Source organism: Geodermatophilus ruber (genome assembly GCF_900114385.1).
Lineage (GTDB): Bacteria > Actinomycetota > Actinomycetes > Mycobacteriales > Geodermatophilaceae > Geodermatophilus > Geodermatophilus ruber.
Window position 1 is genome coordinate 172,549 of record NZ_FOSW01000004.1, and the last position, 22,989, is coordinate 195,537.

23 protein-coding genes are annotated in these 22,989 nt (G+C 74.7%); 6 read left to right on the plus strand and 17 right to left on the minus strand.

Annotated elements, in window-relative coordinates:
- Positions 1-53: 53 nt before the first annotated feature.
- The 5 genes from rlmB to BMZ50_RS08365 are packed head-to-tail and all read right to left on the minus strand — an operon-like array spanning position 54 to position 4,099.
- Positions 54-1,034, minus strand: coding sequence for a 23S rRNA (guanosine(2251)-2'-O)-methyltransferase RlmB (gene rlmB / locus BMZ50_RS08345; protein WP_245753463.1), 981 nt, complete (start codon positions 1,032-1,034; stop codon positions 54-56).
- A complete protein-coding gene (gene cysS, locus BMZ50_RS08350) occupies positions 1,016-2,416 on the minus strand; it encodes a cysteine--tRNA ligase (protein ID WP_091323091.1) in 1,401 nt (466 codons plus the stop codon). The genes rlmB and cysS overlap by 19 nt, the downstream gene beginning before the upstream one ends.
- Complete coding sequence (gene ispF / locus BMZ50_RS08355; protein WP_091323092.1) at positions 2,413-2,913, minus strand: 2-C-methyl-D-erythritol 2,4-cyclodiphosphate synthase; 501 nt, start codon at positions 2,911-2,913, stop codon at positions 2,413-2,415. The genes cysS and ispF overlap by 4 nt, the downstream gene beginning before the upstream one ends.
- Positions 2,910-3,572, minus strand: a complete 663-nt coding sequence (ispD, locus tag BMZ50_RS08360) for a 2-C-methyl-D-erythritol 4-phosphate cytidylyltransferase (RefSeq protein ID WP_091323094.1) — start codon at positions 3,570-3,572, stop codon at positions 2,910-2,912. Before ispD ends, ispF begins: the two co-directional genes overlap by 4 nt.
- Before the next feature lie 44 nt (positions 3,573-3,616).
- Complete coding sequence (locus BMZ50_RS08365; protein ID WP_091323096.1) at positions 3,617-4,099, minus strand: CarD family transcriptional regulator; 483 nt, start codon at positions 4,097-4,099, stop codon at positions 3,617-3,619.
- 121 nt (positions 4,100-4,220) lie between these two features.
- Here BMZ50_RS08365 and BMZ50_RS08370 point away from each other — a divergent pair, with 121 nt between their 5' ends.
- On the plus strand, positions 4,221-5,078 hold the full coding sequence (locus BMZ50_RS08370; protein WP_245753464.1) for a UbiA family prenyltransferase: 858 nt from the start codon (positions 4,221-4,223) through the stop codon (positions 5,076-5,078).
- An 8-nt stretch (positions 5,079-5,086) separates the two neighbouring features.
- On the opposite strand, the gene BMZ50_RS08375 is transcribed toward BMZ50_RS08370, so the two are convergent.
- Positions 5,087-5,860, minus strand: a complete 774-nt coding sequence (locus tag BMZ50_RS08375) for a hypothetical protein (RefSeq protein WP_091323097.1) — start codon at positions 5,858-5,860, stop codon at positions 5,087-5,089.
- A 241-nt stretch (positions 5,861-6,101) separates the two neighbouring features.
- On the opposite strand from BMZ50_RS08375, the gene BMZ50_RS08380 reads away from it, so the two are divergent.
- From BMZ50_RS08380 to disA, 3 genes are all read left to right on the plus strand, one after another.
- Positions 6,102-6,686 (plus strand): copper chaperone PCu(A)C, encoded by a 585-nt coding sequence (locus BMZ50_RS08380; protein WP_091323100.1) that lies wholly within the window; start codon positions 6,102-6,104, stop codon positions 6,684-6,686.
- 38 nt (positions 6,687-6,724) lie between these two features.
- Positions 6,725-8,089 carry a DNA repair protein RadA gene (radA, locus tag BMZ50_RS08385; protein WP_245753465.1) on the plus strand — a complete coding sequence of 455 codons (1,365 nt, stop codon included), beginning with the start codon at positions 6,725-6,727 and terminating at the stop codon, positions 8,087-8,089.
- A 101-nt stretch (positions 8,090-8,190) separates the two neighbouring features.
- Entirely contained in the window at positions 8,191-9,276 is a 1,086-nt protein-coding gene (gene disA, locus BMZ50_RS08390) for a DNA integrity scanning diadenylate cyclase DisA (protein ID WP_091323103.1), read from the plus strand.
- Between the two features lie 58 nt (positions 9,277-9,334).
- Here the strand turns inward: disA and BMZ50_RS08395 are convergent, their stop codons facing one another.
- The gene (locus BMZ50_RS08395; protein WP_091323106.1) at positions 9,335-10,021 is read right to left on the minus strand and encodes a MucR family transcriptional regulator; all 687 of its coding nucleotides are present in this window, start codon (positions 10,019-10,021) and stop codon (positions 9,335-9,337) included.
- A 76-nt stretch (positions 10,022-10,097) separates the two neighbouring features.
- Between BMZ50_RS08395 and BMZ50_RS08400 the strand changes: the two genes are divergently transcribed.
- A complete protein-coding gene (locus BMZ50_RS08400) occupies positions 10,098-11,000 on the plus strand; it encodes an HhH-GPD family protein (RefSeq protein ID WP_091323108.1) in 903 nt (300 codons plus the stop codon).
- Positions 11,001-11,003: 3 nt separating this feature from the next.
- Here BMZ50_RS08400 and BMZ50_RS08405 read toward each other — a convergent pair whose 3' ends face one another.
- From BMZ50_RS08405 to BMZ50_RS08450, 10 genes are all read right to left on the minus strand, one after another.
- Complete coding sequence (locus BMZ50_RS08405) at positions 11,004-11,216, minus strand: hypothetical protein (protein ID WP_091323110.1); 213 nt, start codon at positions 11,214-11,216, stop codon at positions 11,004-11,006.
- A 123-nt stretch (positions 11,217-11,339) separates the two neighbouring features.
- The gene (locus BMZ50_RS08410) at positions 11,340-13,874 is read right to left on the minus strand and encodes an ATP-dependent Clp protease ATP-binding subunit (RefSeq protein ID WP_091323112.1); all 2,535 of its coding nucleotides are present in this window, start codon (positions 13,872-13,874) and stop codon (positions 11,340-11,342) included.
- Between the two features lie 412 nt (positions 13,875-14,286).
- On the minus strand, positions 14,287-14,640 hold the full coding sequence (locus BMZ50_RS08415; protein WP_091323114.1) for a histone-like nucleoid-structuring protein Lsr2: 354 nt from the start codon (positions 14,638-14,640) through the stop codon (positions 14,287-14,289).
- Between the two features lie 144 nt (positions 14,641-14,784).
- A complete protein-coding gene (lysS, locus tag BMZ50_RS08420; RefSeq protein WP_091323118.1) occupies positions 14,785-16,299 on the minus strand; it encodes a lysine--tRNA ligase in 1,515 nt (504 codons plus the stop codon).
- 11 nt (positions 16,300-16,310) lie between these two features.
- Complete coding sequence (locus tag BMZ50_RS08425) at positions 16,311-17,117, minus strand: type III pantothenate kinase (protein WP_091323121.1); 807 nt, start codon at positions 17,115-17,117, stop codon at positions 16,311-16,313.
- A gap of 3 nt (positions 17,118-17,120) precedes the next feature.
- Positions 17,121-18,035 carry a carboxylating nicotinate-nucleotide diphosphorylase gene (gene nadC / locus BMZ50_RS08430; protein ID WP_245753466.1) on the minus strand — a complete coding sequence of 305 codons (915 nt, stop codon included), beginning with the start codon at positions 18,033-18,035 and terminating at the stop codon, positions 17,121-17,123.
- Entirely contained in the window at positions 18,029-19,702 is a 1,674-nt protein-coding gene (locus BMZ50_RS08435; RefSeq protein ID WP_091323123.1) for an L-aspartate oxidase, read from the minus strand. Before BMZ50_RS08435 ends, nadC begins: the two co-directional genes overlap by 7 nt.
- Positions 19,699-20,124: an aspartate 1-decarboxylase gene (gene panD / locus BMZ50_RS08440; RefSeq protein WP_091323126.1), complete on the minus strand. Its 426-nt coding sequence runs from the start codon at positions 20,122-20,124 to the stop codon at positions 19,699-19,701. The genes BMZ50_RS08435 and panD overlap by 4 nt, the downstream gene beginning before the upstream one ends.
- Positions 20,121-20,966: a pantoate--beta-alanine ligase gene (panC, locus tag BMZ50_RS08445; RefSeq protein ID WP_091323128.1), complete on the minus strand. Its 846-nt coding sequence runs from the start codon at positions 20,964-20,966 to the stop codon at positions 20,121-20,123. Before panC ends, panD begins: the two co-directional genes overlap by 4 nt.
- Before the next feature lie 28 nt (positions 20,967-20,994).
- A complete protein-coding gene (locus BMZ50_RS08450; protein WP_091323130.1) occupies positions 20,995-21,954 on the minus strand; it encodes a Rossmann-like and DUF2520 domain-containing protein in 960 nt (319 codons plus the stop codon).
- Positions 21,955-22,235: 281 nt separating this feature from the next.
- Here BMZ50_RS08450 and BMZ50_RS08455 point away from each other — a divergent pair, with 281 nt between their 5' ends.
- Positions 22,236-22,988 carry an SDR family oxidoreductase gene (locus BMZ50_RS08455; protein ID WP_218146167.1) on the plus strand — a complete coding sequence of 251 codons (753 nt, stop codon included), beginning with the start codon at positions 22,236-22,238 and terminating at the stop codon, positions 22,986-22,988.
- The last annotated feature ends 1 nt before the right edge of the window (position 22,989 follow it).

Sequence of the window (22,989 nt, forward strand, 5' to 3'; positions counted from 1 at the left end):
ACCCCCTTGCCCCCCGCCGCTCGCACGCTCGCGACGGGCCCCTGCAAGGGGGCCTAACGGCGGGCAGCGGCCGCTTGGTACAGCGCGATGCCGGCGGCGACGCTGACGTTGAGCGACTCGGTGTCCCGCGAGATGGGGATCCGCACGACGACGTCGCAGCGCTCACGCACCAGCCGGGACAGCCCCGTGCCCTCGGCGCCGACCACCAGCGCGACCGGGTCGGCGAAACCGTCGTACTCGTCCAGTTCGACGTCGCCGTCACCGGCCAGCCCGACGGTCTGCAGACCGGCGTCCTGGTAGGTGGCCAGCGCCCGGGGCAGGTTCACCGCGCGGGCCACCCGGAGCCGGGCGGCGGCGCCGGCGCTGGTGCGCCACGCGGAGGCGGTCATGCCGACCGCGCGCCGCTGCGGGACGACGACCCCGTGCGCGTCGAACGCGGCCGCCGAGCGGACGACGGCGCCCAGGTTGCGCGGGTCGGTGACGCCGTCCATCGCCACGATCAGCGGCGGCCGGCCCGAGTCGCGCGCCAGGTCGAGCAGGTCCTCGGGGTGCGCGTACTCGTAGGGCGGCACCTGCAGCCCGATGCCCTGGTGCAGCGCGCCGCCGGACATCCGGTCGAACTCCGCCTTGCCCACCTCGAGCAGCGGCAGCCCGCGGTCGTTGGCCAGGTGCAGCGCCTCGGTGATCCGCTCGTCGGTGCCGCCGCGCGTGCTCTCCCCGGTGACCACGTACAGCGCGGTCGCCGGGATCTGCGCCCGCAGCGCCTCGACCACGGGATTGCGGCCGAGCAGCAGCTCCGGCGCCTCCTCGGCGCGCTGCCGTGCCCTGGCGCGATCGGTCCGCTGGCGGGCCTGCGCCTGCGCGCGGCGCTGGGCGGGATGGCCGGTGCGCTGCTCGGCGGGCGGGGTGGCGCCGCGCCCGGCCAGCGCCCGGCGGTTCTTGCCGCCGGTGCCGGCGGTGGCGCTCTTCTTGCCGGCGCCGCTGGTGCGGCCCCGGCGCTGGCTGTTGCCGGCCATCAGCGACTCAGCTCCCATCGCGGTCCAGAGGGGGTGTCCTCGACCTGCACGCCCAGGGCGGCGAGCTGGTCGCGAATGGCGTCGGCGGCCGCGAAGTCCTTGCGGGCGCGGGCGGCCTGACGCTGCCCGAGGGCCAGCCGGACGAGCTCGTCGGCGACCTCGGAGAGCCGGTCGTCGGCGCCGCCGGCCCACTGCGGGTCGAGCGGGTCCAGGCCGAGGACGGCGAGCATCGCGCGGACCGAGCCCAGGGCCGCGGCGGTCGCCTCGTCGTCCCCGGCGGCCAGCGCGGTGTTGCCCTGCCGCACCGCCTCGTGCACGGCCGCGACGGCGGCGGGGGTGCCGAGGTCGTCGTCGAGGGCGGCGACGAACTCCGGCGCCAGGTCCGGCTTGCCGGCGTCCGCCCCCACCCGCTCGGCCGCCCGGCGGACGAAGGACTCCAGCCGGCGGTAGGCGGCACCGGCCTCGGCCAGCGCGGCGTCGGTGAACTCGATCATCGACCGGTAGTGCGGGGTCACCAGGTAGTAGCGCAGCTCCACCGGCCGGACCCGCTTGATCACCTCGTCGACCAGCGCGGTGTTGCCCAGCGACTTGCTCATCTTCTCGCCGCCGAGGGTGACCCAGCCGTTGTGCAGCCAGTACTGCGCGAACCCGTCACCGGCGGCCTGCGACTGGGCGCGCTCGTTCTCGTGGTGCGGGAAACGCAGGTCCAGCCCGCCGCCGTGGATGTCGAACTCCGCGCCCAGGTAGCGCTCGGCCATCGCCGAGCACTCCAGGTGCCAGCCCGGCCGGCCCCGGCCCCACGGCGTCGCCCACGCGGCGGTCTCGGGCTCGCCGGGCTTGTGCGTCTTCCACAGCGCGAAGTCGCGGGGGTCCCGCTTGCGCTCGTCGCTGTCGGTGTCGGCGGCCGGCTGGAGGTCGTCGAGCCGCTGCCCGGTGAGCTCCCCGTACCCCGGGAACGAGCGGACGTCGAAGTAGACGTCGCCGTCGACGGCGTAGGCGTGCCCGCGCTCGATCAGCCGCTCGATGAAGTCGACCATGTCCGGGATGTGCCCGGTGGCCCGCGGCTCGTAGGTCGGCGGCAGCACCCCGAGGACGTCGTAGGCGCGGGTGCAGGCCAGCTCGTTGGTGTACGCCCACGCCCACCACGGAACGCCGTTCGCCGCGGCCTTGGCGAGGATCTTGTCGTCGATGTCGGTGACGTTACGGATGCTGGTGACGTCGAGGCCGCTCGCGGTCAGCCAGCGGCGCAGCACGTCGAAGGCCAGCGCGGCGCGCACGTGCCCGACGTGCGGCGGGCCCTGGACGGTCAGCCCGCAGACGTACATGGAGGCCTGTCCCGCACGCAGGGGCGTGAAGTCGCGGACCGCGCGGGCGGCCGTGTCGTACAGGCGGAGGCTCACTGCTGAGAGTCTACGGACGCCGTCCGGACCACCAGCGCCGTCGCCATCGCGGCCCTGCCCTCGCCGCGGCCGGTGAGCCCCAGCCCGTCGGTCGTGGTGGCCGTGACGCTGACCGGCGCGCCCAGCGCCTCGCCGAGCACCGCCTCGGCCTCGGCCCGCCGCGGACCCAGCTTCGGCGTGGTGGCGACCAGCTGCACCGCCGCGTTGCCCACCCGCCAGCCCGCGGCCTCGAGCACCTCGCGCACGTGGGCCAGGACCGCCGCCCCGCGGGCCCCGGCCCAGCGGGGGTCGTCGGTGCCGAGCAGCCCGCCGATGTCGCCGAGCCCGGCCGCAGACAGCACCGCGTCGGTGAGCGCGTGGGCGACGACGTCGCCGTCGGAGTGCCCGGCGCACCCGTCGGCCCCGGGCCACTCCAGCCCGGCCAGCCAGCAGGCCCGCCCGGCCTCGATCGGGTGGACGTCGACCCCGACGCCGACCCGCGGCAGCGCCGCGCTCAACGCCGCACCTGCGCCTCGGCCAGCGCGAGGTCGTGGGCGACCGTCACCTTTGCGGCCCGCTCGTCGCCGGGCACGGTGACCACCGATGTCCCGGCCGCGCGCACCACCGCGGCGTCGTCGGTCAGGTCGGCGCCGGCCGGGAGCCGGTCGTAGCCGGCGACCAGGACATCGCGGGCGAAGCCCTGCGGGGTCTGCACCCGGCGCAGCGTGGCCCGCTCGGGCGCGGAGGTGATCCACCCGTCGGCGTCCACGGTGACTGTGGTGTCGACCACCGGCAGGACGGGGACGACGGCGGGGGCGCCGGCGGCGAGGGCGGCGAGCACGCGGGCGATGACGTCGGGCGGGGTCAGCGGCCGGGCGGCGTCGTGCACGAGCACCGCGTCGGCCCGCGGTTCGACGGCGGCCAGGGCGGCGCGGACCGAGGCGGTGCGGCTCGCCCCGCCGGTCACCAGCCGGACGTCGGCAGGCAGCGCCCCGGCGAACGCCGCCCGCTCGTCGGCGGGCACGGCGACGAGCACCTCCGCCACCCCACCGGCGCGCAGCGACTCGACGGCCCAGGCGACCAGCGGCCGCCCGGCCAGGAGGACCAGCGCCTTGGGCCGATCGGCCCCCAGACGCAGACCACTCCCGGCCGCTGCGACGATGCCGACAGCGTGCACGGGAGCGGCCCGGACGTGCTCTGGTGCGCGGAGCTGCGGGGAGCTCAGCTGGCGAGGACCTCGTCGAGGAGGACCTCGGCCTTGTCCTCGTTGGTGCCCTCGGCGAGCGCGAGCTCGCTCACCAGGATCTGGCGGGCCTTGGAGAGCATCCGCTTCTCGCCGGCCGAGAGGCCACGGTCCTTGTCCCGGCGCCACAGGTCACGCACGACCTCGGCGACCTTGTTCACGTCACCGGAGGCGAGCTTCTCGAGGTTGGCCTTGTAGCGGCGCGACCAGTTGGTCGGCTCCTCGGTGTGCGGGGCGCGCAGAACCTCGAAGACCCGGTTCAGCCCCTCCTGACCGACGACGTCGCGGACGCCGACGATCTCTGCGTTGTCGGCCGGCACGCGCACGGTCAGGTCGCCCTGGGCGACCTTCAGCACGAGATAGGCCTTCTCTTCACCCTTGACGACCCGCTTCTCGATCGCCTCGATGAGCGCGGCACCGTGGTGCGGGTAGACAACGGTCTCGCCGACAGTGAAGCCCATGTGTGTGTGACCCCTTTCGCTATCCACAGGCTACCACGGCAGACTGACCAACGGATCGGCCCGATCTCGTAAATCCGCAGGTCAGGGGCCGAATGAAGGACTCGGGAGGGGTTGACACGGCGTGGTGGATGTGCCTGCGCGGCCCAGCCGGGCGGCGGGCGCCGTCCGCGCGCTGGCGCTGGCCATCCACCCCGGGCCCACGGTTGCGGTCACCCTCGTGGCCACCCTGCTCGCGGCGACCGCGGGGGTGCCCGCGGCGCGGGTCGCGCTGCTGGCGGTCGCCGTCCTCGCAGGTCAGGCCTCCATCGGGTGGAGCAACGACTGGCTCGACGCCGACCGCGACCGCGCCGTCGCCCGGGCCGACAAGCCCGTCGTCCAGGGCGCGGTCGACCCCGTGCGGCTGCGCACGCTGGCCCTCCTGTCGCTCGCGGCGGCGGTCATCCTGTCGCTGCTGCTGGGCCTCGCCCCCGGTCTGCTGCTGCTCGGCCTGGTCGCCAGCGGCTGGGCCTACAACGCCGGCCTCAAGCGGACCGCGGCGTCGGCGCTGCCCTACGTCACCGGCTTCGGGGTGCTGCCGGCCGGCGTGGTGGCCGCGGCGCCGGGACAGCCGGCGGCCCCCTGGTGGCTGGTCGCCGCCGGCGCCGCACTGGGGGCCGCGGCGCACCTGGCCAACGTCGCCCCGGACCTAGAGGACGACCTGGCCACCGGCGTCCGCGGGTTGCCGCACCGGCTGGGCGCCCGGGCGTCCGCGACGGCCGGGGCGACGCTGCTCGGCGCGGCCTCGCTGGTGCTGGTCCTCGGCCCTGCGGGCCCGCCGTCGGCGCCGGCGTGGGCCGGCCTGGTCCTCGCCGCGCCCGCCGTCGTGGTCGCCGCCCTCGCCGGCACCGACCGCTTCCGCCGGCTGGCCTTCCCCGCGGTCATGCTGCTCACCGTGCTCGACGTCGCGCTCCTGCTGGCCGGCGGGGCCACCGTGACCTGACCCGCGACCTACCTGCCGCGGCCGTTACCACCGCCGTTCCCGTTCCCGATCCCATTCCCATTGCCGTTGCTGTGGCCATTGCCGTGCCCGTTGCCGTCCGGGGTCTGCGGGGCGACCGACACCTGCTGCTCCTCGACGGGCTCGGGAGCCGGCGCGGGGACCGGCTCCGGCGCCGGGGCGGGCTGCGGCGCAGGGGCAGGAGCCGGCGCCTCGGGGGCCGGCTGCGCGTCACCCCGGCCGGCCCTGCGCTCGGCCTTGCGCGCCTCGTTGCGGGCATGGGCCTGTCGGCTGATCTCCCGGCCGTCGACGCCCCCGTCGCGGGCGTCCTCGCTCACCGTCGCGCCGAAGTTGTCCGGGTGCACCTTCTCGGCGCCCTCCTCGGTATCACCGCCGGCGACGTCGTCCGCACCCTCCTCGGTGCCACCGTCGGCCCCCTCGCCGCTCCCGGTTCCGTCGTCCACGCCGCTGCCGGCGCCGTCCCCGTCCGGCGGGGCCTCGCCGCTCTCCTCGGGCGCGGGCTCCTCGGCCGGCGTCTCCTCCCCGGCCTCGACGGCGTCGCCGGAGCCCGCCTCGACCACCGGCTCCGCCGGGTCGCCCGAGTCGGGCAGGTCGACGCCGGCCACCGTCTCGACGACCCCGGCCACGGTGTCCTGCACGGGACCGGGGAGGACGTCCGCCGTGGCGGCACCGGTGAAGGCCACCAGGGCCACGCCCGCACCGGTCGCGGTCTTCGCGACGGCGCCGACGGAGAGGATCTTGGTGACGAAGGCGGGAAGGAGCATGAGCCGTCTCTCCTGAGGTGTCGAAGGGCGGCGGAACTCCCCGCCTTCGCCTCTCAACGGCACGGACCAGCGCGGGCCTGACCGCATTCACCCGATCGGGGGCACGGGCTCCTGCAGCGACCGGCGGCATGCCGGGCGCGACCGCCTCACCTCCCGGCGGAGCCCGGGGGCCGGGCGTTAGGCTCGGCGCAACCGGGCCATCGACGTGCGGTGGCCGGCACGTCCCTGGAGGTCGACGGCTGTGAACCGCGCACTGCGCGCCGCCACGATGGGTGTCCTGCTCCTCAGCCCGATGGCGTTGACCGCCTGCAGCGCCGGGCAGGCCTCGCAGACCGTCGCCCAGAACCGGGACAAGGTCGGCGCCGAGGCACAGGCCGGCGACATCGTCCTGCGCCAGGTCCATCTCGCCTATCCCGACGAGGAACGCTACGAGGCCGGTGACGACGCCGAGCTGATCATGGCGATCAGCAACAGGGGCGACGAGGACGACACCCTCGTCGGCATCGAGGGCGAGGGGTTCGACGGGGTCACGGTCACCGAGGACGCGGCCACCGCCTCCCCCGTGCCCGGGACGACGGGCGCCCCATCCGCCGGCTCGTCGGTCGACATCCCGGTGCCGGCCCGCGGGGTGGTCTACATCGGCCCGGACGGCGACTACTCCGTCGCGCTGACCGACCTCTCCGAGGACCTCACCCCCGGGCAGGGCCTCGACCTGACCTTCACCTTCGAGAACGCCGGCGAGGTCACCGTCCGGGCCGTCGTCACCACCCCCGACGAGGAGCTGGAGCGCGGCAAGGCCTTCGATTTCGACGAGGAAGGCCACTGATCCGGGGAACTGTCACCCGCGGCGGTTAGCGTCGTGACGTGCCCTCCCCCGGTGTGAAGTCCCGCCCCGCCCACCGCTGCACCGAGTGCGGCTACGGCTCGGCCAAGTGGGTCGGGCGCTGCCCCGAGTGCCAGGCGTGGGGCACGCTGCAGGAGGTCGGCGTCCCGGCCTCCCCGCTGCGTGCCGTGGCCGCCGGCCCGGTCACCGCGCCGGCGGTCCCGATCGCGCAGGTGGAGCTGGCCGCGGCCCGCGCGGTGCCGACCGGGATCCAGGAGTTCGACCGCGTCCTGGGTGGCGGCCTGGTGCCCGGCGCCGTCCTGCTGGTCGCCGGGGAGCCCGGCGTGGGCAAGTCGACCCTGCTCCTCGAGGTCGCCCACCGGGTGGCCGCCACCAACGGTCCGGCGCTCGTGGTCTCCGGGGAGGAGTCCGCTGCCCAGGTGCGTCTGCGGGCCGAGCGGATCGGCGCGCTGCACGAGAACCTCTACCTCGCCGCGGAGACCGAGCTGTCGGCCGTTCTCGCCCACGTCGAGGACGTCGCGCCGTCTCTGCTGGTGCTCGACAGCGTCCAGACGGTGCGCTCGCCCGCGGTGGAGGGCACCGACGGCGGCGCCACGCAGGTGCGGGCGGTGGCCAGTGCGCTGACCTCCGTCGCCAAGAGCCGCGGGATGACGACCATCCTCGTCGGCCACGTCACCAAGGACGGCGCCATCGCCGGTCCCCGCACGCTCGAGCACCTCGTCGACGTGGTCGTCTCCTTCGACGGCGAGCGGCACTCCACCCTCCGCCTGATCCGTGCGATGAAGAACCGGTTCGGCCCGGCTGACGAGATCGGCTGCTTCGAGATCGGCGACTCCGGGGTCGTCGGCGTCCCCGATCCCTCGCACCTGTTCGTGTCCCGGCGCAGCGCACCGGTGCCCGGCAGCTGCGTCACGGTGACCCTGGAGGGCAGCCGCCCTCTGCTGGCCGAGGTGCAGGCCCTCGTCGCGGGCACCGGTGGGGGCGGTTCGCCGCGGCGGGCGGTGAGCGGCCTGGACTCCCAGCGCGTGGCGATGGTCAACGCGGTGGTCGAGCGACGCGGCCGGGTCAAGCTGGCCGATGCCGACGTCTTCGCCGCCTCCGTGGGCGGGGTGCGGATCGCCGAGCCGGCGGCCGACCTCGCGCTCGCGCTGGCGATCGCCTCCGCCGCCAAGGACGTCGCGCTGCCGCGCGGCCTGGTCGCGCTCGGCGAGGTGGGGCTGTCTGGGGAGATCCGCCGGGTCGGCGGCACCGGCCGGCGGCTGGCCGAGGCCGCCCGGCAGGGCTACAAGGTGGCGCTGGTGCCCGAGGACGCCGGCAGCGCACCGCGAGGGATGCGGCTGGTGGAGGTGCCCGACCTGGGCGCCGCGTTCGCCCGCTTCTTCTGACCTCCCGCTCCGGGGCGGTGGGGCAGGTCACCGAGCCCCGCCAGTACCGTTGAGGGGCACGTAGACTCAGCCGCCACAACATCGAAACGTCAGGAGCGCTCGTGCCCCCCGCCGTGGACTCCGAGGTCGCGCTCCGCGAACTGCTCGGCCGCATCGCTCCGGGGACCGCGCTGCGCGACGGGCTGGAGCGCATCCTGGCCGGGCGGACCGGCGCGCTGATCGTGCTGGGTTACGACCGCGTCGTCGAGTCCATCTGCACCGGCGGGTTCGCCCTCGACGTCGCGCTGTCGGCGACGCGGCTGCGCGAGCTGGCCAAGATGGACGGCGCGGTGATCGTCTCCTACGACGGTGCCCGGATCGTGCGGGCCGGCGTGCACCTGATGCCCGACCCGACGGTGCCCACCGAGGAGTCCGGCACCCGGCACCGCACCGCCGAGCGGGTGGCCATCCAGACCGGGTTCCCGGTCATCTCGGTCAGCCAGTCGATGCACATCATCAGCGTCTACGTCGCAGGCCGGCGCTACACCCTCGAGCACCCGACCACGATCCTGGCCCGGGCCAACCAGGCGCTGGCCGCCCTGGAGCGGTACAAGCTGCGCCTGGACGAGGTCGCCAGCACGCTGTCCGCGCTGGAGATCGAGGACCTCGTGACCGTGCGCGACGCGATGAGCGTCAGCCAGCGGCTGGAGATGGTCCGGCGGATCGCCGACGAGATCGAGGGCTTCGTCGTCGAGCTGGGCACCGACGGCCGGCTGCTGGCCCTGCAGCTGGACGAGATGCTGGCCGGCGTCGAGGAGGACCGCGGGCTGCTGGTCCGCGACTACCTGCCCGGCGGCAGCCGCCGCCCCCGCACCATCGAGCAGGTCCTGACCGACCTGCGGGCGCTGTCGGCCACCGAGCTGCTCGACCTCTCCGCGGTCGCCCGCTGCTACGGGCTGCCCACGTCGGCCGACGCGCTGGACTCCCCGGTCAGCCCCCGCGGCTACCGGCTGCTGGCCCGGGTGCCCCGGCTGCCCGCCGGGATCATCGACCGGCTGGTCGACCACTTCGGCGGGCTCCAGAAGCTGCTGGCCGCCACCATCGAGGACCTCCTGGCCGTCGAGGGCGTCGGGGAGGCCCGTGCCCGCGGGATCCGCGAGGGCCTGTCGCGGCTGGCCGAGACGTCGATCCTCGACCGCTACAGCTGAGGCCCCGTCCCGAGGCTCCTCCCGAGCCTGCGAGGGATGAGGAGGACGGGGTCCTTCTTCAGACGACGCTGAAGCCGGCGTCCGGGCTGGTCTTGGTGTCGAGCCGGCCGCGCAGCAGGTAGTCCCCCGGGGGCAGCGGATTGCGGTCCGCGGCGCAGCCGGGCTCGCTGCTGAGCCCGCCCCACACCAGCGGGAACGCCACGCCCTCCCCCGGCCCCAGGGTGCGGGTGTCGTCACTGGACTCGGGGAAGCAGTCGTTGCTGCCCCACAGGCGGGTGCCCCCCAGGTCCAGCAGCACGATCTCCTGCAGCTCCTTGTCCAGCGCGCGCACGCAGGGCACCGGGGAGACGTTGGTGACCACCAGCTCGAAGGTCGGCTTGCCGCCCGCGGGTGCGCTCCCCGGCGTGCGCACCTCCAGGCCCACCATGTCATCGGTGCACGGCCCGCCGGGCTCGGGCGCGGGCGGGGCCGGCTCCGGTGCGGGGGCGGGCTCTTCGACCGGCTCCGGGGGCGGCGTGGGGGTCTGCACGCTGGCCAGGGACGGGACCACGCGCGCCAGGGCCGGCGGCCCGGCCGGCTCGGTGTTCTCCGGCGCCGCGGCGGCCGAGGACGTGTCGCTGTCGCCGCTCAGGGCCGCTACGGCCAGCCAGCCGCCCCCGCCGAGCAGGCTGACCAGGAGACCCAGCACCAGCAGCCGCCGTCGCCAGTACACGGCCGCGGGAAGAGGGCCGAGCGGGTGCAGCACGCCGAGAACCGTAGTCGGCGGCCCCGGACGGGCCGCACCGGCACGCCGACCTCGGCGGACGGCACACTGGATCCCCGTGGAGAGCCTTCCCGGAGCGGTCCGGACCCCGGCGCAGGAGCTCGGCGACACCCTGGTCGACTGGTTCGCCACGGCCGCGCGTGACCTGCCGTGGCGCCGTCCGGACGTGGACGCCTGGGCGGTCCTCGTCAGCGAGGTCATGCTGCAGCAGACGCCCGTCTCGCGGGTCGAGCCCGCGTGGCGGGAGTGGATGGCCCGCTGGCCCACGCCGGCGTCGCTCGCGGCGGCCTCCCCCGCCGAGGTGATCCGGGCCTGGGGGAAGCTCGGCTACCCGCGGCGGGCCCTCCGGCTGCGCGAGGCGGCCGTGACCCTCACCGAGCGGCACGACGGGGCCGTCCCGGCCGACGTGGCGGCCCTGGAGGCCCTGCCGGGCATCGGCGTCTACACCGCGCGCGCCGTCGCCTGCTTCGGCCACGGGCAGCCTCAGCCGGTCGTGGACACCAACGTCCGGCGGGTGGTCGCCCGGCTTATCCACGGCCGCGCCGAGGCCGGGCCCGCGCGGGCCGCGGACCTCGCCGACGTCGCCCTGCTCGCCCCTCCCGAGCCGGCCCGGGCCGTCCGCTTCTCGGTGGCCGCCATGGAGCTGGGCGCGCTGGTCTGCACCGCGGGGACCCCACGGTGCGGCGCCTGCCCCGTCCGGGACCGGTGCGCCTGGCGGCTGGCCGGCTGCCCGCCGTACGAGGGCCCGCCGCGGCGGGTGCAGAAGTTCGCCGGCACCGACCGCCAGGTGCGCGGCCGGCTGCTCGACGTGCTGCGGGCCGCCTGCCACCCGGTGCCCGCGGCCGAGCTCGAGGCGGCGTGGGACGACGCCGTCCAGCGGTCCCGCTGCCTGGACTCCCTGCTCGTCGACGGCCTGGTCGAGCAGACCCCCGATGGACTGTTCACCCTTCCCCGGGGTTGACCCTCACGGGCGAGGGCGCCGCCGACGGGGACTGCTGAGGTCGCGGAAGGTCATCAACCAGCCCGCCAGCGCCATGACCAGCGCACCCACGAGCAGCGCGGTCCGCAGCCAGCCGGGCAGGCCGCTCGACCAGACGAGCGTCGCGCCGACCATCGCCGCGACGATCAGCAGCCCGCCGTAAACCGGCGTCCGCCGGGGGTGCTCACCCCGTGCCATGCGACCACTCTCCACCAACGACGAAGGGGCCGCCCCCACCTGGCGGTGGGAGCGGCCCCTGTCGCGGCCCCGTTCAGAGGCTCACCCCGAGCGTGCGAGGGGTGAGGGGAACGGGGTCCTATCTCACTCGGCCTGGGCCGACGGGCCGGCCTCGTCACCCTCGGCGCCCGAGAGGGCCACCGGCGGGGTGTCGGGCAGGGCGATCGGCTTGGCCTCGCCGCGGAAGGTGAACTTCGCGTCGTTCCCCTCGCCCTCGACGTCCACCACGATGATCTGACCCGCGGTCAGCTCGCCGTAGAGGATCTTCTCCGAGAGCGCGTCCTCGATCTCGCGCTGGATGGTCCGGCGCAGCGGCCGGGCACCCAGCACCGGGTCGAAGCCGCGGTGCGCCAGCACCTTCTTGGCCTCCTGGGTGACCTCGAGCGACATGTCCTTGTTGGCCAGCTGGCCCTCCACGCGGGCGAGCATGAGGTCGACGATCTGGATGATCTCGGCCTCGGTCAGCTGGTGGAAGACCACGATGTCGTCGATGCGGTTGAGGAACTCAGGCCGGAAGTGCTGCTTGAGCTCGTCGTGCACCCGCGACTTCATGCGCTCGTAGTTGGACTGCGTGTCGTTCCCGGCCTGGAAACCGAGGCCGACCGCCTTGGAGATGTCCCGCGTCCCGAGGTTGGTCGTGAGGATCAGGATCGTGTTCTTGAAGTCCACGATCCGGCCCTGACCGTCGGTGAGCCGGCCGTCCTCCAGCACCTGCAGGAGCGTGTTGAACACGTCCGCGTGCGCCTTCTCGATCTCGTCGAAGAGGACCACCGAGAACGGCTTGCGCCGCACCTTCTCGGTCAGCTGGCCACCCTCGTCGTAGCCGACGTAACCGGGAGGGGCACCGACCAGGCGGGACACCGTGAACCGGTCGTGGAACTCGCCCATGTCGATCTGGATGAGCGCGTCGTCCTCGCCGAACAGGAAGTTGGCCAGCGCCTTTGCCAGTTCGGTCTTACCGACGCCCGAGGGGCCGGCGAAGATGAACGAGCCACCCGGACGGCGCGGGTCCTTGAGGCCCGCCCGCGTGCGCCGGATCGCCTGGCTGACGCTCTTGATGGCCTCTTCCTGGCCGATGATCCGCTTGTGGAGCTCGTCCTCCATGCGGAGCAGACGCGTGGTCTCCTCCTCGGTGAGCTTGAAGACGGGGATGCCGGTCCAGTTGGCCAGCACCTCGGCGATCTGCTCGTCGTCGACCTCGGCGACGACGTCCATGTCGCCGGCCTTCCACTGCTTCTCGCGCTCGGCCTTCTCGCCCAGGAGCTGCTTCTCCTTGTCGCGCAGCGACGCGGCCTTCTCGAAGTCCTGCGCGTCGATCGCCGACTCCTTCTCCCGGCGGATGGCCGCGATCCGGTCGTCGAACTCGCGCAGGTCCGGCGGCGCGGTCATCCGCTTGATCCGCATCCGGGCACCGGCCTCGTCGATCAGGTCGATCGCCTTGTCCGGCAGGAAGCGGTCGGAGATGTACCGGTCGGCCAGCGTCGCGGCGGCGACCAGGGCGCCGTCGGTGATGCTGATCCGGTGGTGCGCCTCGTACCGGTCGCGCAGCCCCTTGAGGATCTCGATCGTGTGGGTGAGCGTCGGCTCGCCCACCTGGATCGGCTGGAACCGCCGCTCGAGGGCGGCGTCCTTCTCCAGGTGCTTGCGGTACTCATCGAGCGTGGTGGCACCGATGGTCTGCAGCTCGCCACGGGCCAGCATCGGCTTGAGGATGCTGGCGGCGTCGATCGCGCCCTCCGCGGCACCCGCCCCGACGAGGGTGTGGATCTCGTCGATGAACAGGATGATGTCGCCGCGGGTGCGGATCTCCTTGAGGACCTTCTTGAGCCGCTCCTCGAAGTCACCGCGGTAGCGGGAACCGGCGACGAGCGCGCCGAGGTCCAGCGTGTAGAGCTGCTTGTCCTTCAGCGTCTCGGGGACCTCGCCCTTGACGATGGCCTGGGCCAGCCCCTCGACGACGGCGGTCTTGCCGACGCCGGGCTCGCCGATGAGGACGGGGTTGTTCTTGGTCCGCCGCGACAGGACCTGCATGACCCGCTCGATCTCCTTGGCCCGCCCGATGACCGGGTCGAGCTTGGAGTCGCGCGCGGCCTGGGTCAGGTTGCGGCCGAACTGGTCCAGGACCAGCGAGGTCGACGGCGTGCCCTCGGCCGGGCCGCCGGCCGAGGCCGGCTCCTTGCCCTGGTAGCCGGACAGCAGCTGGATGACCTGCTGGCGGACGCGGTTGAGGTCGGCACCCAGCTTCACGAGGACCTGGGCGGCGACGCCCTCGCCCTCGCGGATCAGGCCGAGCAGGATGTGCTCGGTGCCGATGTAGTTGTGGCCGAGCTGCAGCGCCTCGCGCAGCGACAGCTCGAGGACCTTCTTCGCCCGCGGCGTGAAGGGGATGTGCCCGGACGGGGCCTGCTGCCCCTGCCCGATGATCTCCTCCACCTGCTGGCGGACACCCTCCAGCGAGATGCCGAGGGACTCGAGCGCCTTGGCAGCGACGCCCTCACCCTCGTGGATCAGGCCCAGGAGGATGTGCTCGGTGCCGATGTAGTTGTGGTTGAGCATCCGGGCCTCTTCTTGGGCCAGGACGACCACCCGTCGGGCTCGGTCGGTGAACCGTTCGAACATCTGCTGCTTCTCCTTCGACCGGCTGGTCCGGCACTGCTCTTCCCTGGGGTGGGAAGGAGCACCCGACATCCGTCGGCGCGCTGGGCACCGGTCTTTTCACTGTAGTCGTGAACCACACCGCCCCGGCGTCGGACGACGGGGGGTTGTGGGTGCTGCCCCGTCCAACTGATACAGGGGGTGCAGGTGTTCCGTGTCGGATTTCGCCGACAGCGGACGGCCTCTGCGCCCGGTCCGGGCGCTGTCCTGTGCAACGCCGCCGAGGGCCGCCGTCATCCCCGCAGGTGATGGCGACGGAGCACCGATCCCGCCCAGCGCGAGCCCGGAACGACAGCGGCCCGGCCCCCTCCGCAGGAGGGAACCGGGCCGGCCGGACGCGCGCAGCGCGCCGGCGACGTCACGGGTGACGCAGACCTCAGTGCGCGGCCTCGTAGGCCTCCACCACGCTGGCCGGGATCCGCCCCCGGTCGCTGACCTGGTGGCCGTTCCGGCGAGCCCACTCGCGGATCGCGCCGGCCTGCTCGCGGTCCATCCGCCCACCGCCGCCGGTGGCCCGGGAGCGGCCGCCGCCGGAGCCGCGGCCGGAGCCCCGCCCGACCTTCCGCGCCGCCTGCACGTACCGCGAGAAGGCGTTGCGCAGATCCTGTGCGTTCTTCTCCGACAGGTCGATCTCGTAGTTCGTCCCGTCCAGCGAGAAGCTCACCGTCTCGTCGGCCGGGAGGTCCTCGTCGAGGTCGTCACTCAGGATCACCTGAACCTTGCGAGCCATTCCGTTTCTCCACTTCCCGCAGGGAACCCTGAACAGGGCGGTTCGCGCCCCGGAAGGGGCGACGACATTGTCACACCCAACCATAGGCCATTGCTCGGTCCAATTGACCGAACACCCCGAAATTGGGGAACGGATCGGCGTCGTTCAGCTGGAAAGCGGGCGGACCAGCGGGAAGAGGATCGTCTCGCGGATTCCCAGCCCGGTGAGCGTCATCATCAGCCGGTCCAGGCCCATACCCATGCCCCCCGTCGGCGGCATCCCGTACTCCAGCGCCTCGAGGAAGTCCTCGTCGAACGCCATCGCCTCGGGGTCGCCCGCCGCGGCCAGGGCGGCCTGCGCGGTGAACCGCTCCCGCTGCGCGACCGGGTCCACCAGCTCGGAGTAGGCGGTGGCCCGCTCCACCCCGGCGATGTAGAGGTCCCACTTCTCGGCCAGCCCGGGCGTCGAGCGGTGCGCGCGGGTCAGGGGCGAGGTGTCCAGCGGGTAGTCGATGACGAACGTCGGCGCCTGCAGCGTGGGCTGGACCAGCGCCTCGAACAGCTCCTCGACCACCTTGCCGGGGATCCAGGCCGGGTCCACCCCCACCCCGTGGCGCTCGGCGAGGGCCCGCAGCCGCGGCAGCGGCGTCTCCGGCGTGATCTCCTCGCCCACCGCCTCGGAGACCGCGGTGTAGAGCGGCACCTGCGGCCACTCACCGGACAGGTCGATCTCGGTGCCGTCGTTGTGCCGCGCGACGTGGTCGCCGAACAGCGCCTCGGAGGATTCCTGGATCAGTTCCCGGGTGAGGGTGGCCATCACCTGGTAGTCCGCATACGCCTGATAAGCCTCCAGCATCGCGAACTCCGGAGAGTGCGTGCTGTCTGCCCCTTCGTTACGGAAGTTGCGGTTGATCTCGAACACCCGGTCCAGCCCACCGACGATGCACCGCTTGAGGAACAACTCGGGCGCGATACGCATGTAGAGGTCGAGGTCGAACGCATTCATGTGGGTGCGGAACGGGCGCGCGGCGGCACCACCGTGCACGGTCTGCAGCATCGGGGTCTCGACCTCGAGATATCCGCGGCGGGCCAGGCCGGCGCGCAGCGCGGCATTCACCGTGGCGCGCTGACGCACCGTCCGCCGGGCCTCGTCGCGCACGATGAGGTCCACGTACCGGCGCCGGACCCGCAGCTCCTCGCTCATCGGCTTGTGCGCGACCGGCAGCGGACGCAGCGCCTTGGCGGTCAGCTGCCAGGAGTCGGCGAACACCGAGAGCTCACCGCGCCGCGACGTCCCCACCTCGCCGGTGACCAGGACGTGGTCGCCGAGGTCGACGTCGGCCTTCCAGGCGCCCAGCGCCTCCTCGCCCACCCGGTCGCGGGAGAGCATCACCTGCAGCTCGGCGTCCCCCTCGCGCAGCGTCGCGAAGCAGAGCTTGCCGGTGTTGCGGGAGAAGATGACCCGCCCGGTGACGCCGACCTTCTCGCCGGTCATGGTGTCCGGCGGCAGGTCGGGGTGGGCGGCGCGGACGTCGGCCAGCGTCGTGGTGCGGGCCACCGCCGCGGGGTAGGGGTCGATACCGGACTCGCGCAACCGGTCCAGCTTGGCCCGGCGGACCCGGAGCTGTTCGGGGAGTTCGTCCTCATGCTGCGGTGCCCCGCCCGGCGGTTCCTCACTCACGGATGGCCAGCCTACGGGGAACCGGACCGGCGCCCCGCCCCCTGCTGCCGATCGAAGGCCAGCCGCAGCCCGTGCACGGTCAGATCCGGCTCCCGCTCGGAGATCGACCGGCAGCTGTCGGCGACCAGCGGGGCCAGCCCTCCGGTGGCCACGACCACCGGTGCGGCGCCGAACTGGGTGACGAGCTCGGCGGCGATCCGGCCCACCAGCCCGTCGACCAGTCCGGCGAACCCGAGCACCAGCCCGGACTGGAGCGCGGCGACGGTGTTCTTGCCGATCGCGTGGGCCGGCACGGTGAGCTCCACGCTGCGCAGCTGGGCCGCGCGGGTGGCCAGCGCCTCGAGGCTGACCTCCACCCCCGGGGCCAGGGCACCACCGAGGAACTGCCCGTCGGGGCCGACGGCGTCGACGTTGGTGGAGGTGCCGAAGTCGACGACCACGACCGGCCGCCCACTGCCATCGGGCCGGCGGCCGAAGAACTCGTGCGCGGCCAGCGCGGTGACCACCCGGTCGGCCCCCACCTCGCGGGGGTTGTCCACGTGCAGCGGCACGCCGGTCCGGACCCCGGGCCCGATCAGCACGACCGGCACCTCCAGGGAGTCCAGCAGCTGGCGCAGCGCCGGCAGCAGGGCCGGGACCGTCGAGCAGGCCGACACCCCGGTGACGACGGAGTCGCGCAGCAGCCCGCGCCACAGCATCCGCAGCTCGTCCGCGGTGGCCCGCGGCGCGGTGGTCACCCGCCAGCTGCCCAGCCGGCGGTCGCCGTCGAAGGTGGCCAGGACGGTCTGGCTGTTGCCGACGTCGACGGTGAGCAGCACGGGTCAGCCGGCCCGCAGATCGAGCGCGAGGTCGAGGATCGGCGCCGAGTGGGTCAGGCCTCCGACCGACAGGTAGTCGACGCCGGTCGCGGCGACCTCGCGGGCCACGGCCAGGGTCAGCCCGCCGGTGGCCTCCAGCTCGACCCGGCCGCCGACCAGCGCGACGACCTCGCGCAGCTGCGCGGGGGTCATGTTGTCCAGCAGCAGGAAGTCCGCACCGGCGCCGACGGCCTCGAGCGCCTGCTCGGGCAGGTCGATCTCGACCTGCACCGGCACCTTCGGCGCGCGCTCCCGGACGGCGGCGACGGCGGCGGCCACCGAGCCGGCAGCGGCGACGTGGTTGTCCTTCACCATGGCCACGTCGTAGAGGCCCATGCGCTTGTTCGACCCGCCACCGCACCGGACGGCGTACTTCTCCAGCGGCCGCAGCCCCGGCGTGGTCTTGCGGGTGTCCAGGACGACGGCGCCGGTGCCGTCCACCGCGTCCACCCACGCCCTCGTCAGCGTGGCGATCCCGCTGGCCCGGCTGGCGATGTTGAGCGCGCTGCGCTCGGCGGCCAGCAGCGCCCGCACCGGCCCCCGGACGGTGAGCAGCACGTCACCGCGGTGCACCCGGTCGCCGTCGGCGGCGCCGGCGGTCAGCACTGCCCCCGGGGCGAGCCGGGTGAAGACGCGGGCGGCGACCGGCAGGCCGGCGACGACGCCGTCGGCGCGGGCGACCAGGTCGGCGGTGCCCGGCTGCGCGGCCGGGACGGTGGCCGCACTGGTGACGTCGAAGGAGACGGCGAGATCGGGGGCGCCGGGCAGCGGCGGGCCGCCGGTGAGGTCCTCGGCCAGGGTGCGCTCGACCAGCTCGTCGACCCACGCCTCGCTCAGCCCCGTCCCGGCGAGGTCGCGGGGATCGGTCCGCGTCACCACGGCGTCACCAACGGGGTGCCCACCGGCCGGCGGGTCACCCGCAGGTGCCCGCCCTCGTCGAGCCGGACGTCCAGATGCACGCGCCATGCCTCCTCCGTGTCGGGGTGGTCCTCCCGCCAGTGGCAGCCGCGGGTCTCCCCGCGGGCCGCGGCCGCGGCGGTGAGCGCGCTGGCCACGGTGAGCAGGTCGGTGGCCTCCCAGCCGGCCACGCCGGGTGCCTGGTCCCCCAGGCCTGCCGCCAGCGCCGCCAGGCGGCCGGTGGCCTCCGCCAGGCCCGCCCCGGTGCGCAGCGCGCCGACGCGGGCGGACATGGTGTCGGTGACCTGGCGGCGCCCGGCCGGGTCCAGCAGGCCCGACAGCGCCGGCGCGCGGTACACGACCGGGGCCGGCAGCGGCAGCCGCGCGGCGAGCTCGGCGCCGATCCGGGCGGCGAACACCAGCCCCTCCAGCAGCGAGTTCGACGCCAGGCGGTTGGCGCCGTGCACCCCGGTGCAGGCCACCTCCCCGCAGGCGTAGAGGCCGGGCACCGTCGTCCGGCCGGCGAGGTCGGTGACCAGCCCGCCGGAGGCGTAGTGCGCGGCCGGGGTGACCGGGATCAGCTGGGAGGCCGGGTCGATGCCGGCGGCGCGGCAGCTGGCGGTGATCGTCGGGAACCGCTCGGCGACGCCGGAAACCCCGCGGGCGTCGAGCCACACGTGCGGCACGCCGTCGCGCAGCTGCACGCGGGTGATCGCCTTGGCGACGACGTCCCGCGGCGCGAGCTCGGCCAGTGGGTGCACGTCGGCCATGAACCGCTCCCCCGCGCCGTCGCGGAGCACCGCGCCCTCGCCCCGCAGCGCCTCGCTGACCAGCGGCTGCTGGCCGCGGAGGCCCGGGCCCAGGTAGAGCGAGGTGGGGTGGAACTGGACGAACTCCAGGTCGGTGGCGACCGCACCGGCACGCAGGCCCAGGGCGACGCCGTCGCCGGTGGAGACCGACGGGTTGGTGGTGGCGGCGTAGACCTGCCCCATCCCCCCGGTCGCCAGCACGACCGCGCGGGCGCGCACCGCGCCCACGCCGTCCGGACGGCCCTCGCCGAGCACGTGCAGGGTGACCCCCGCAGCCCGCCCCTCGGCGTCGGTGAGCAGGTCCAGGACCATCGCGTGCTCGACCAGGGTCACCCCCGGGTCGGCGCGGACGGCGTCCTGCAGGGCCCGCTGCACCTCCGAGCCGGTGGCGTCGCCGCCGGCGTGCACGATGCGGTCGGCGGAGTGGCCGCCCTCGCGGGTGAGCAGCAGCCGGCCGGAGGGGTCGCGGTCGAACGCCGCTCCCCAGCCGATCAGCTGGCGCAGCCGCCCGGGCCCCTCGTGGACCAGCACCGAGACGGCACCGGGCTCGCACAACCCGACGCCGGCGGTCTCGGTGTCCCGGGCGTGCGCCGCGGGGGTGTCGGCCGGGTCGAGCACGGCCGCGATCCCGCCCTGCGCCCAGCGGGTCGATCCGGCGTCCACCCGGACCTTGGTGACGACGGCGACCGACAGCCCCGCGGCGCGCGCGTGCAGCGCCACGCAGAGCCCCGCGACACCCGAGCCGACGACGCAGACGTCGGCCACGAGCTCCCAGCCCGGTTCCGGCGCCCGGAGGCGCAGCGGCAGGCCGGTGACGGTGTCGGGCGCCAGCGCGGTCACCGAACGGGGACGCCGAGGTCGCTGCGGCGCTGGTCAGCTGCCCCGGGGACGGGGGCGGAGGGGTCGCCGCCCAGCTCGACGATGCGGTTGGCGCCGTCGACGTGCACGACCCTCGGGATGTAGCTCTTGGCCTCGGTCTCGTCCATCACGCCGTAGCTGATCATGATGACGAGGTCGCCGGGGTGCACCAGGTGCGCGGCCGCCCCGTTGATCCCGATCACACCGCTGCCCCGCTCGCCGGGGATGACGTAGGTCTCCAGCCGCGCGCCGTTGGTGATGTCGACGATCGCGACCTGCTCGCCGGGCAGCAGGTCCGCGGCGTCGAGGAGGTCCTCGTCGATGGTCACCGAGCCCACGTAGTGCAGGTCGGCCTGGGTGACCGTCGCCCGGTGGATCTTGGACTTGAGCATCGTGCGCATCATCGGTGGTCTCCCAGGTGCAGGGGGGCGTTGTCGAGGAGTCGGGTGCTGCCGGCGCGGGCGGCGACCAGCAGGCGTGCGGGGCCGGCGGCGGGCGCCGGGCCGAGGTCGGGGTCGGTGAGCGCGAGGTAGTCGAGCACCAGCGTCGGCGCGGTGGCCAGCACCTGGCCGGCCGCGGCCAGGACGGCATCGGCGCCCTCCCGGCCGGCCGTGGCGCCGGCCTGCAGCGCCGCGGACAGCGCGACGGCGGTGGCCCGCTGTTCCGGGGTGAGGTAGCGGTTCCGGGAGGACAGCGCCAGTCCGTCGCCCTCCCGGACGGTCGGCACGCCGACGACCTCGATCCCCAGGGCCAGCTCGCGGGCCATCGCCCGGATGAGCGTCAGCTGCTGGTAGTCCTTCTCCCCGAAGAAGGCCGCGTCGGGGCGGACCAGGCCGAACAGCTTGGCGACGACGGTGAGCACACCGGCGAAGTGCCCGGGCCGGACGGCGCCCTCGAGCACGCCGCCGAGCGGGCCCGGGTCGACGGTCACGCCGAGCGAGCCGGGCGGGTAGACCTCCTCCACCGCCGGGTGGAAGACGACGTCGGCCCCCTCCTCCGCGAGCGCGGCGAGGTCGGCGTCCCAGGTGCGGGGGTAGCGGTCGAAGTCCTCGCCCGGGCCGAACTGGGTCGGGTTGACGAAGACGGAGACGACGACGCTGCCGCACCGCTCCCGGGCGGCGCGGACCAGGGTGCGGTGCCCCTCGTGCAGCGCGCCCATGGTCGGCACGAGGCCGACCGGGCCGGGCAGCCCCGCCCGCAGCTTGCGCAGCTCGGCGGTGGTCTCGGCGACCGCGGGGCCGGTCACCGGGAACCCGCCGGTAGAAGGACCACGGTCAACCCTCCGCTCGCTCGCTCGCGAGGGAACCCGGACCGTGGCCGACCAGCAGGTCGACCAGCGGGGCGCCCTCGTGCCGCTTGAGCCGGCCCGCTGCCAGCGCCCGCTCGGTGGTCCGCTGCGCCATGGCCACGTAGGCGGCGACCGACTCCGGCGCCCGCTCGGCGAGCGTCTCCAGGTGGTCGCGGACGGTGCCCACGTCGCCGCGGCTGACCGGACCGGTCAGGCCGCGGTCGCCGCGCCGCAGCCCGTTGTCCAGCGCCGCGGTGAGCAGCGGGGCGAGCACCCGCGCGGGCTGGTCGACGCCCGCGGTGCGCAGCAGGTCGGCGGCCTCGGCGACCAGGGTGACCAGGTGGTTGGCGCCGGTGACCAGGGCGGCGTGGTAGAGCTTCCGGTCGGCCTCGGCGACGAAGAACGGTTCGCCGCCCATCTCCAGCACCAGCGTCTCGGCGACGGGCCGGTGCTCGGCGGCGCTGGTGACGCCGAAAGGGACGCCGGCCAGCCGGTCGGCGTCCTCCGGGGCGCCGGTGAACGTCATGGCCGGGTGCAGGGCCAGCGGGAGCACGCCGGCCCGGGCGGCGGGGGCGAGGACGGCGAGCCCGTGCGCGCCGGAGGTGTGGAAGGTCAGCTGGCCGGGACGCCAGCCGCCGGTCTCGGCCAGGCCGGCGACCAGGCCGGGGAGGGTGTCGTCGGGGACGGCCAGCACCACCAGGTCGGCGGCGGCGACCACCTCGTCGGTGGGCAGCAGCGGGGTCTCGGGCAGCAGGCGGGCCGCCCGTTCGGCGGAGGCGGCGGAGAGGCCGGCGGCGGCGACCACGTCGTGGCCGGCGGCGGCGAGCGCGGCGCCCAGGACGGCGCCGACGCGGCCGGCGCCGACGACGCCGACGCGGAGCCGGGCGGGAGCGGAGCTGACCGGGGGAAGGCCGGCAGCGCGGGGGGTCCTGCGGGCAGCAGGCATCGGGGGGCACCTCTCGTTCCAGTCCCTCGCGGGTACCGGACTCGCAGGTCACGGGGTCCTCGTCGGAGCCCGTAGGGGGTGTTGCGGGCCGTACCGGCGCCCTCCCGCTGCGACCGATGTGTGTCACGCAGGCAAAGCGCCGAAGGCGAGTGTGTGACCGGCTCGCGCACCGTGCAACGGCTGGGACGTGTGGACTGGGTCACGCCCGCCCGCTCCGCGGCCGCCTCCGGCGCCGGACCTACGGTGTGCGGCGGCACACCGACGAGGGCAGGAGGAGACGCGTGGGCACGTTGGAGGGACGCACCGCACTGGTCACCGGCGCCAGCCGGGGCATCGGGCTGGCGATCGCGCGGAGCCTGGTCGGCCGTGGGGCGCGGGTCGTCGTCACCGCGCGCAAGCCGGAGGCGCTCGCCGAGGCGGTGGGCGCCCTCGGCGGTCCCGAGGTCGCGGTGGGGGTGGCCGGCAACGCCGGGGACGCCGAGCACCGGGCCGAGGCGGTGCGCACCGCCGTGGACACCTTCGGCAGCCTGGACATGCTGGTGGGCAACGTCGGCATCAACCCGCTCTACGGCCCGATGGTCGACCTACCGCTCGACGGCCTGCGCAAGATCCTCGACACGAACGTCGTCGCCACCCTGGGCCTCGTGCAGGAGGCCTGGAAGGCGTGGATGAGCGAGCACGGCGGCTCGATCCTCGTCGTCGCCTCGGTGGCCGGGCTCAAGGCCTCCCCCATGATCGGCGGCTACGGCGTGAGCAAGGCGGCGCTGATCAACCTGGTCACCCAGCTCGCCGTCGAGCTGGGCCCGAAGGTCCGGGTCAACGCCGTGGCCCCGGCCGTGGTCAAGACCCGCTTCGCCGGCGCCCTGTACGAGGGCCGCGAGGCCGAGGCCGCCGCGGCCTACCCGGCCGGCCGGCTGGGCGAGCCCGAGGACGTCGGCGAGGCCGCGGCCTACCTGCTGGGCGACAGCGCCGGCTGGGTCACCGGGCAGACGCTCGTCCTCGACGGCGGCGCGCTCTCCCGCGGCCACGGCTGAG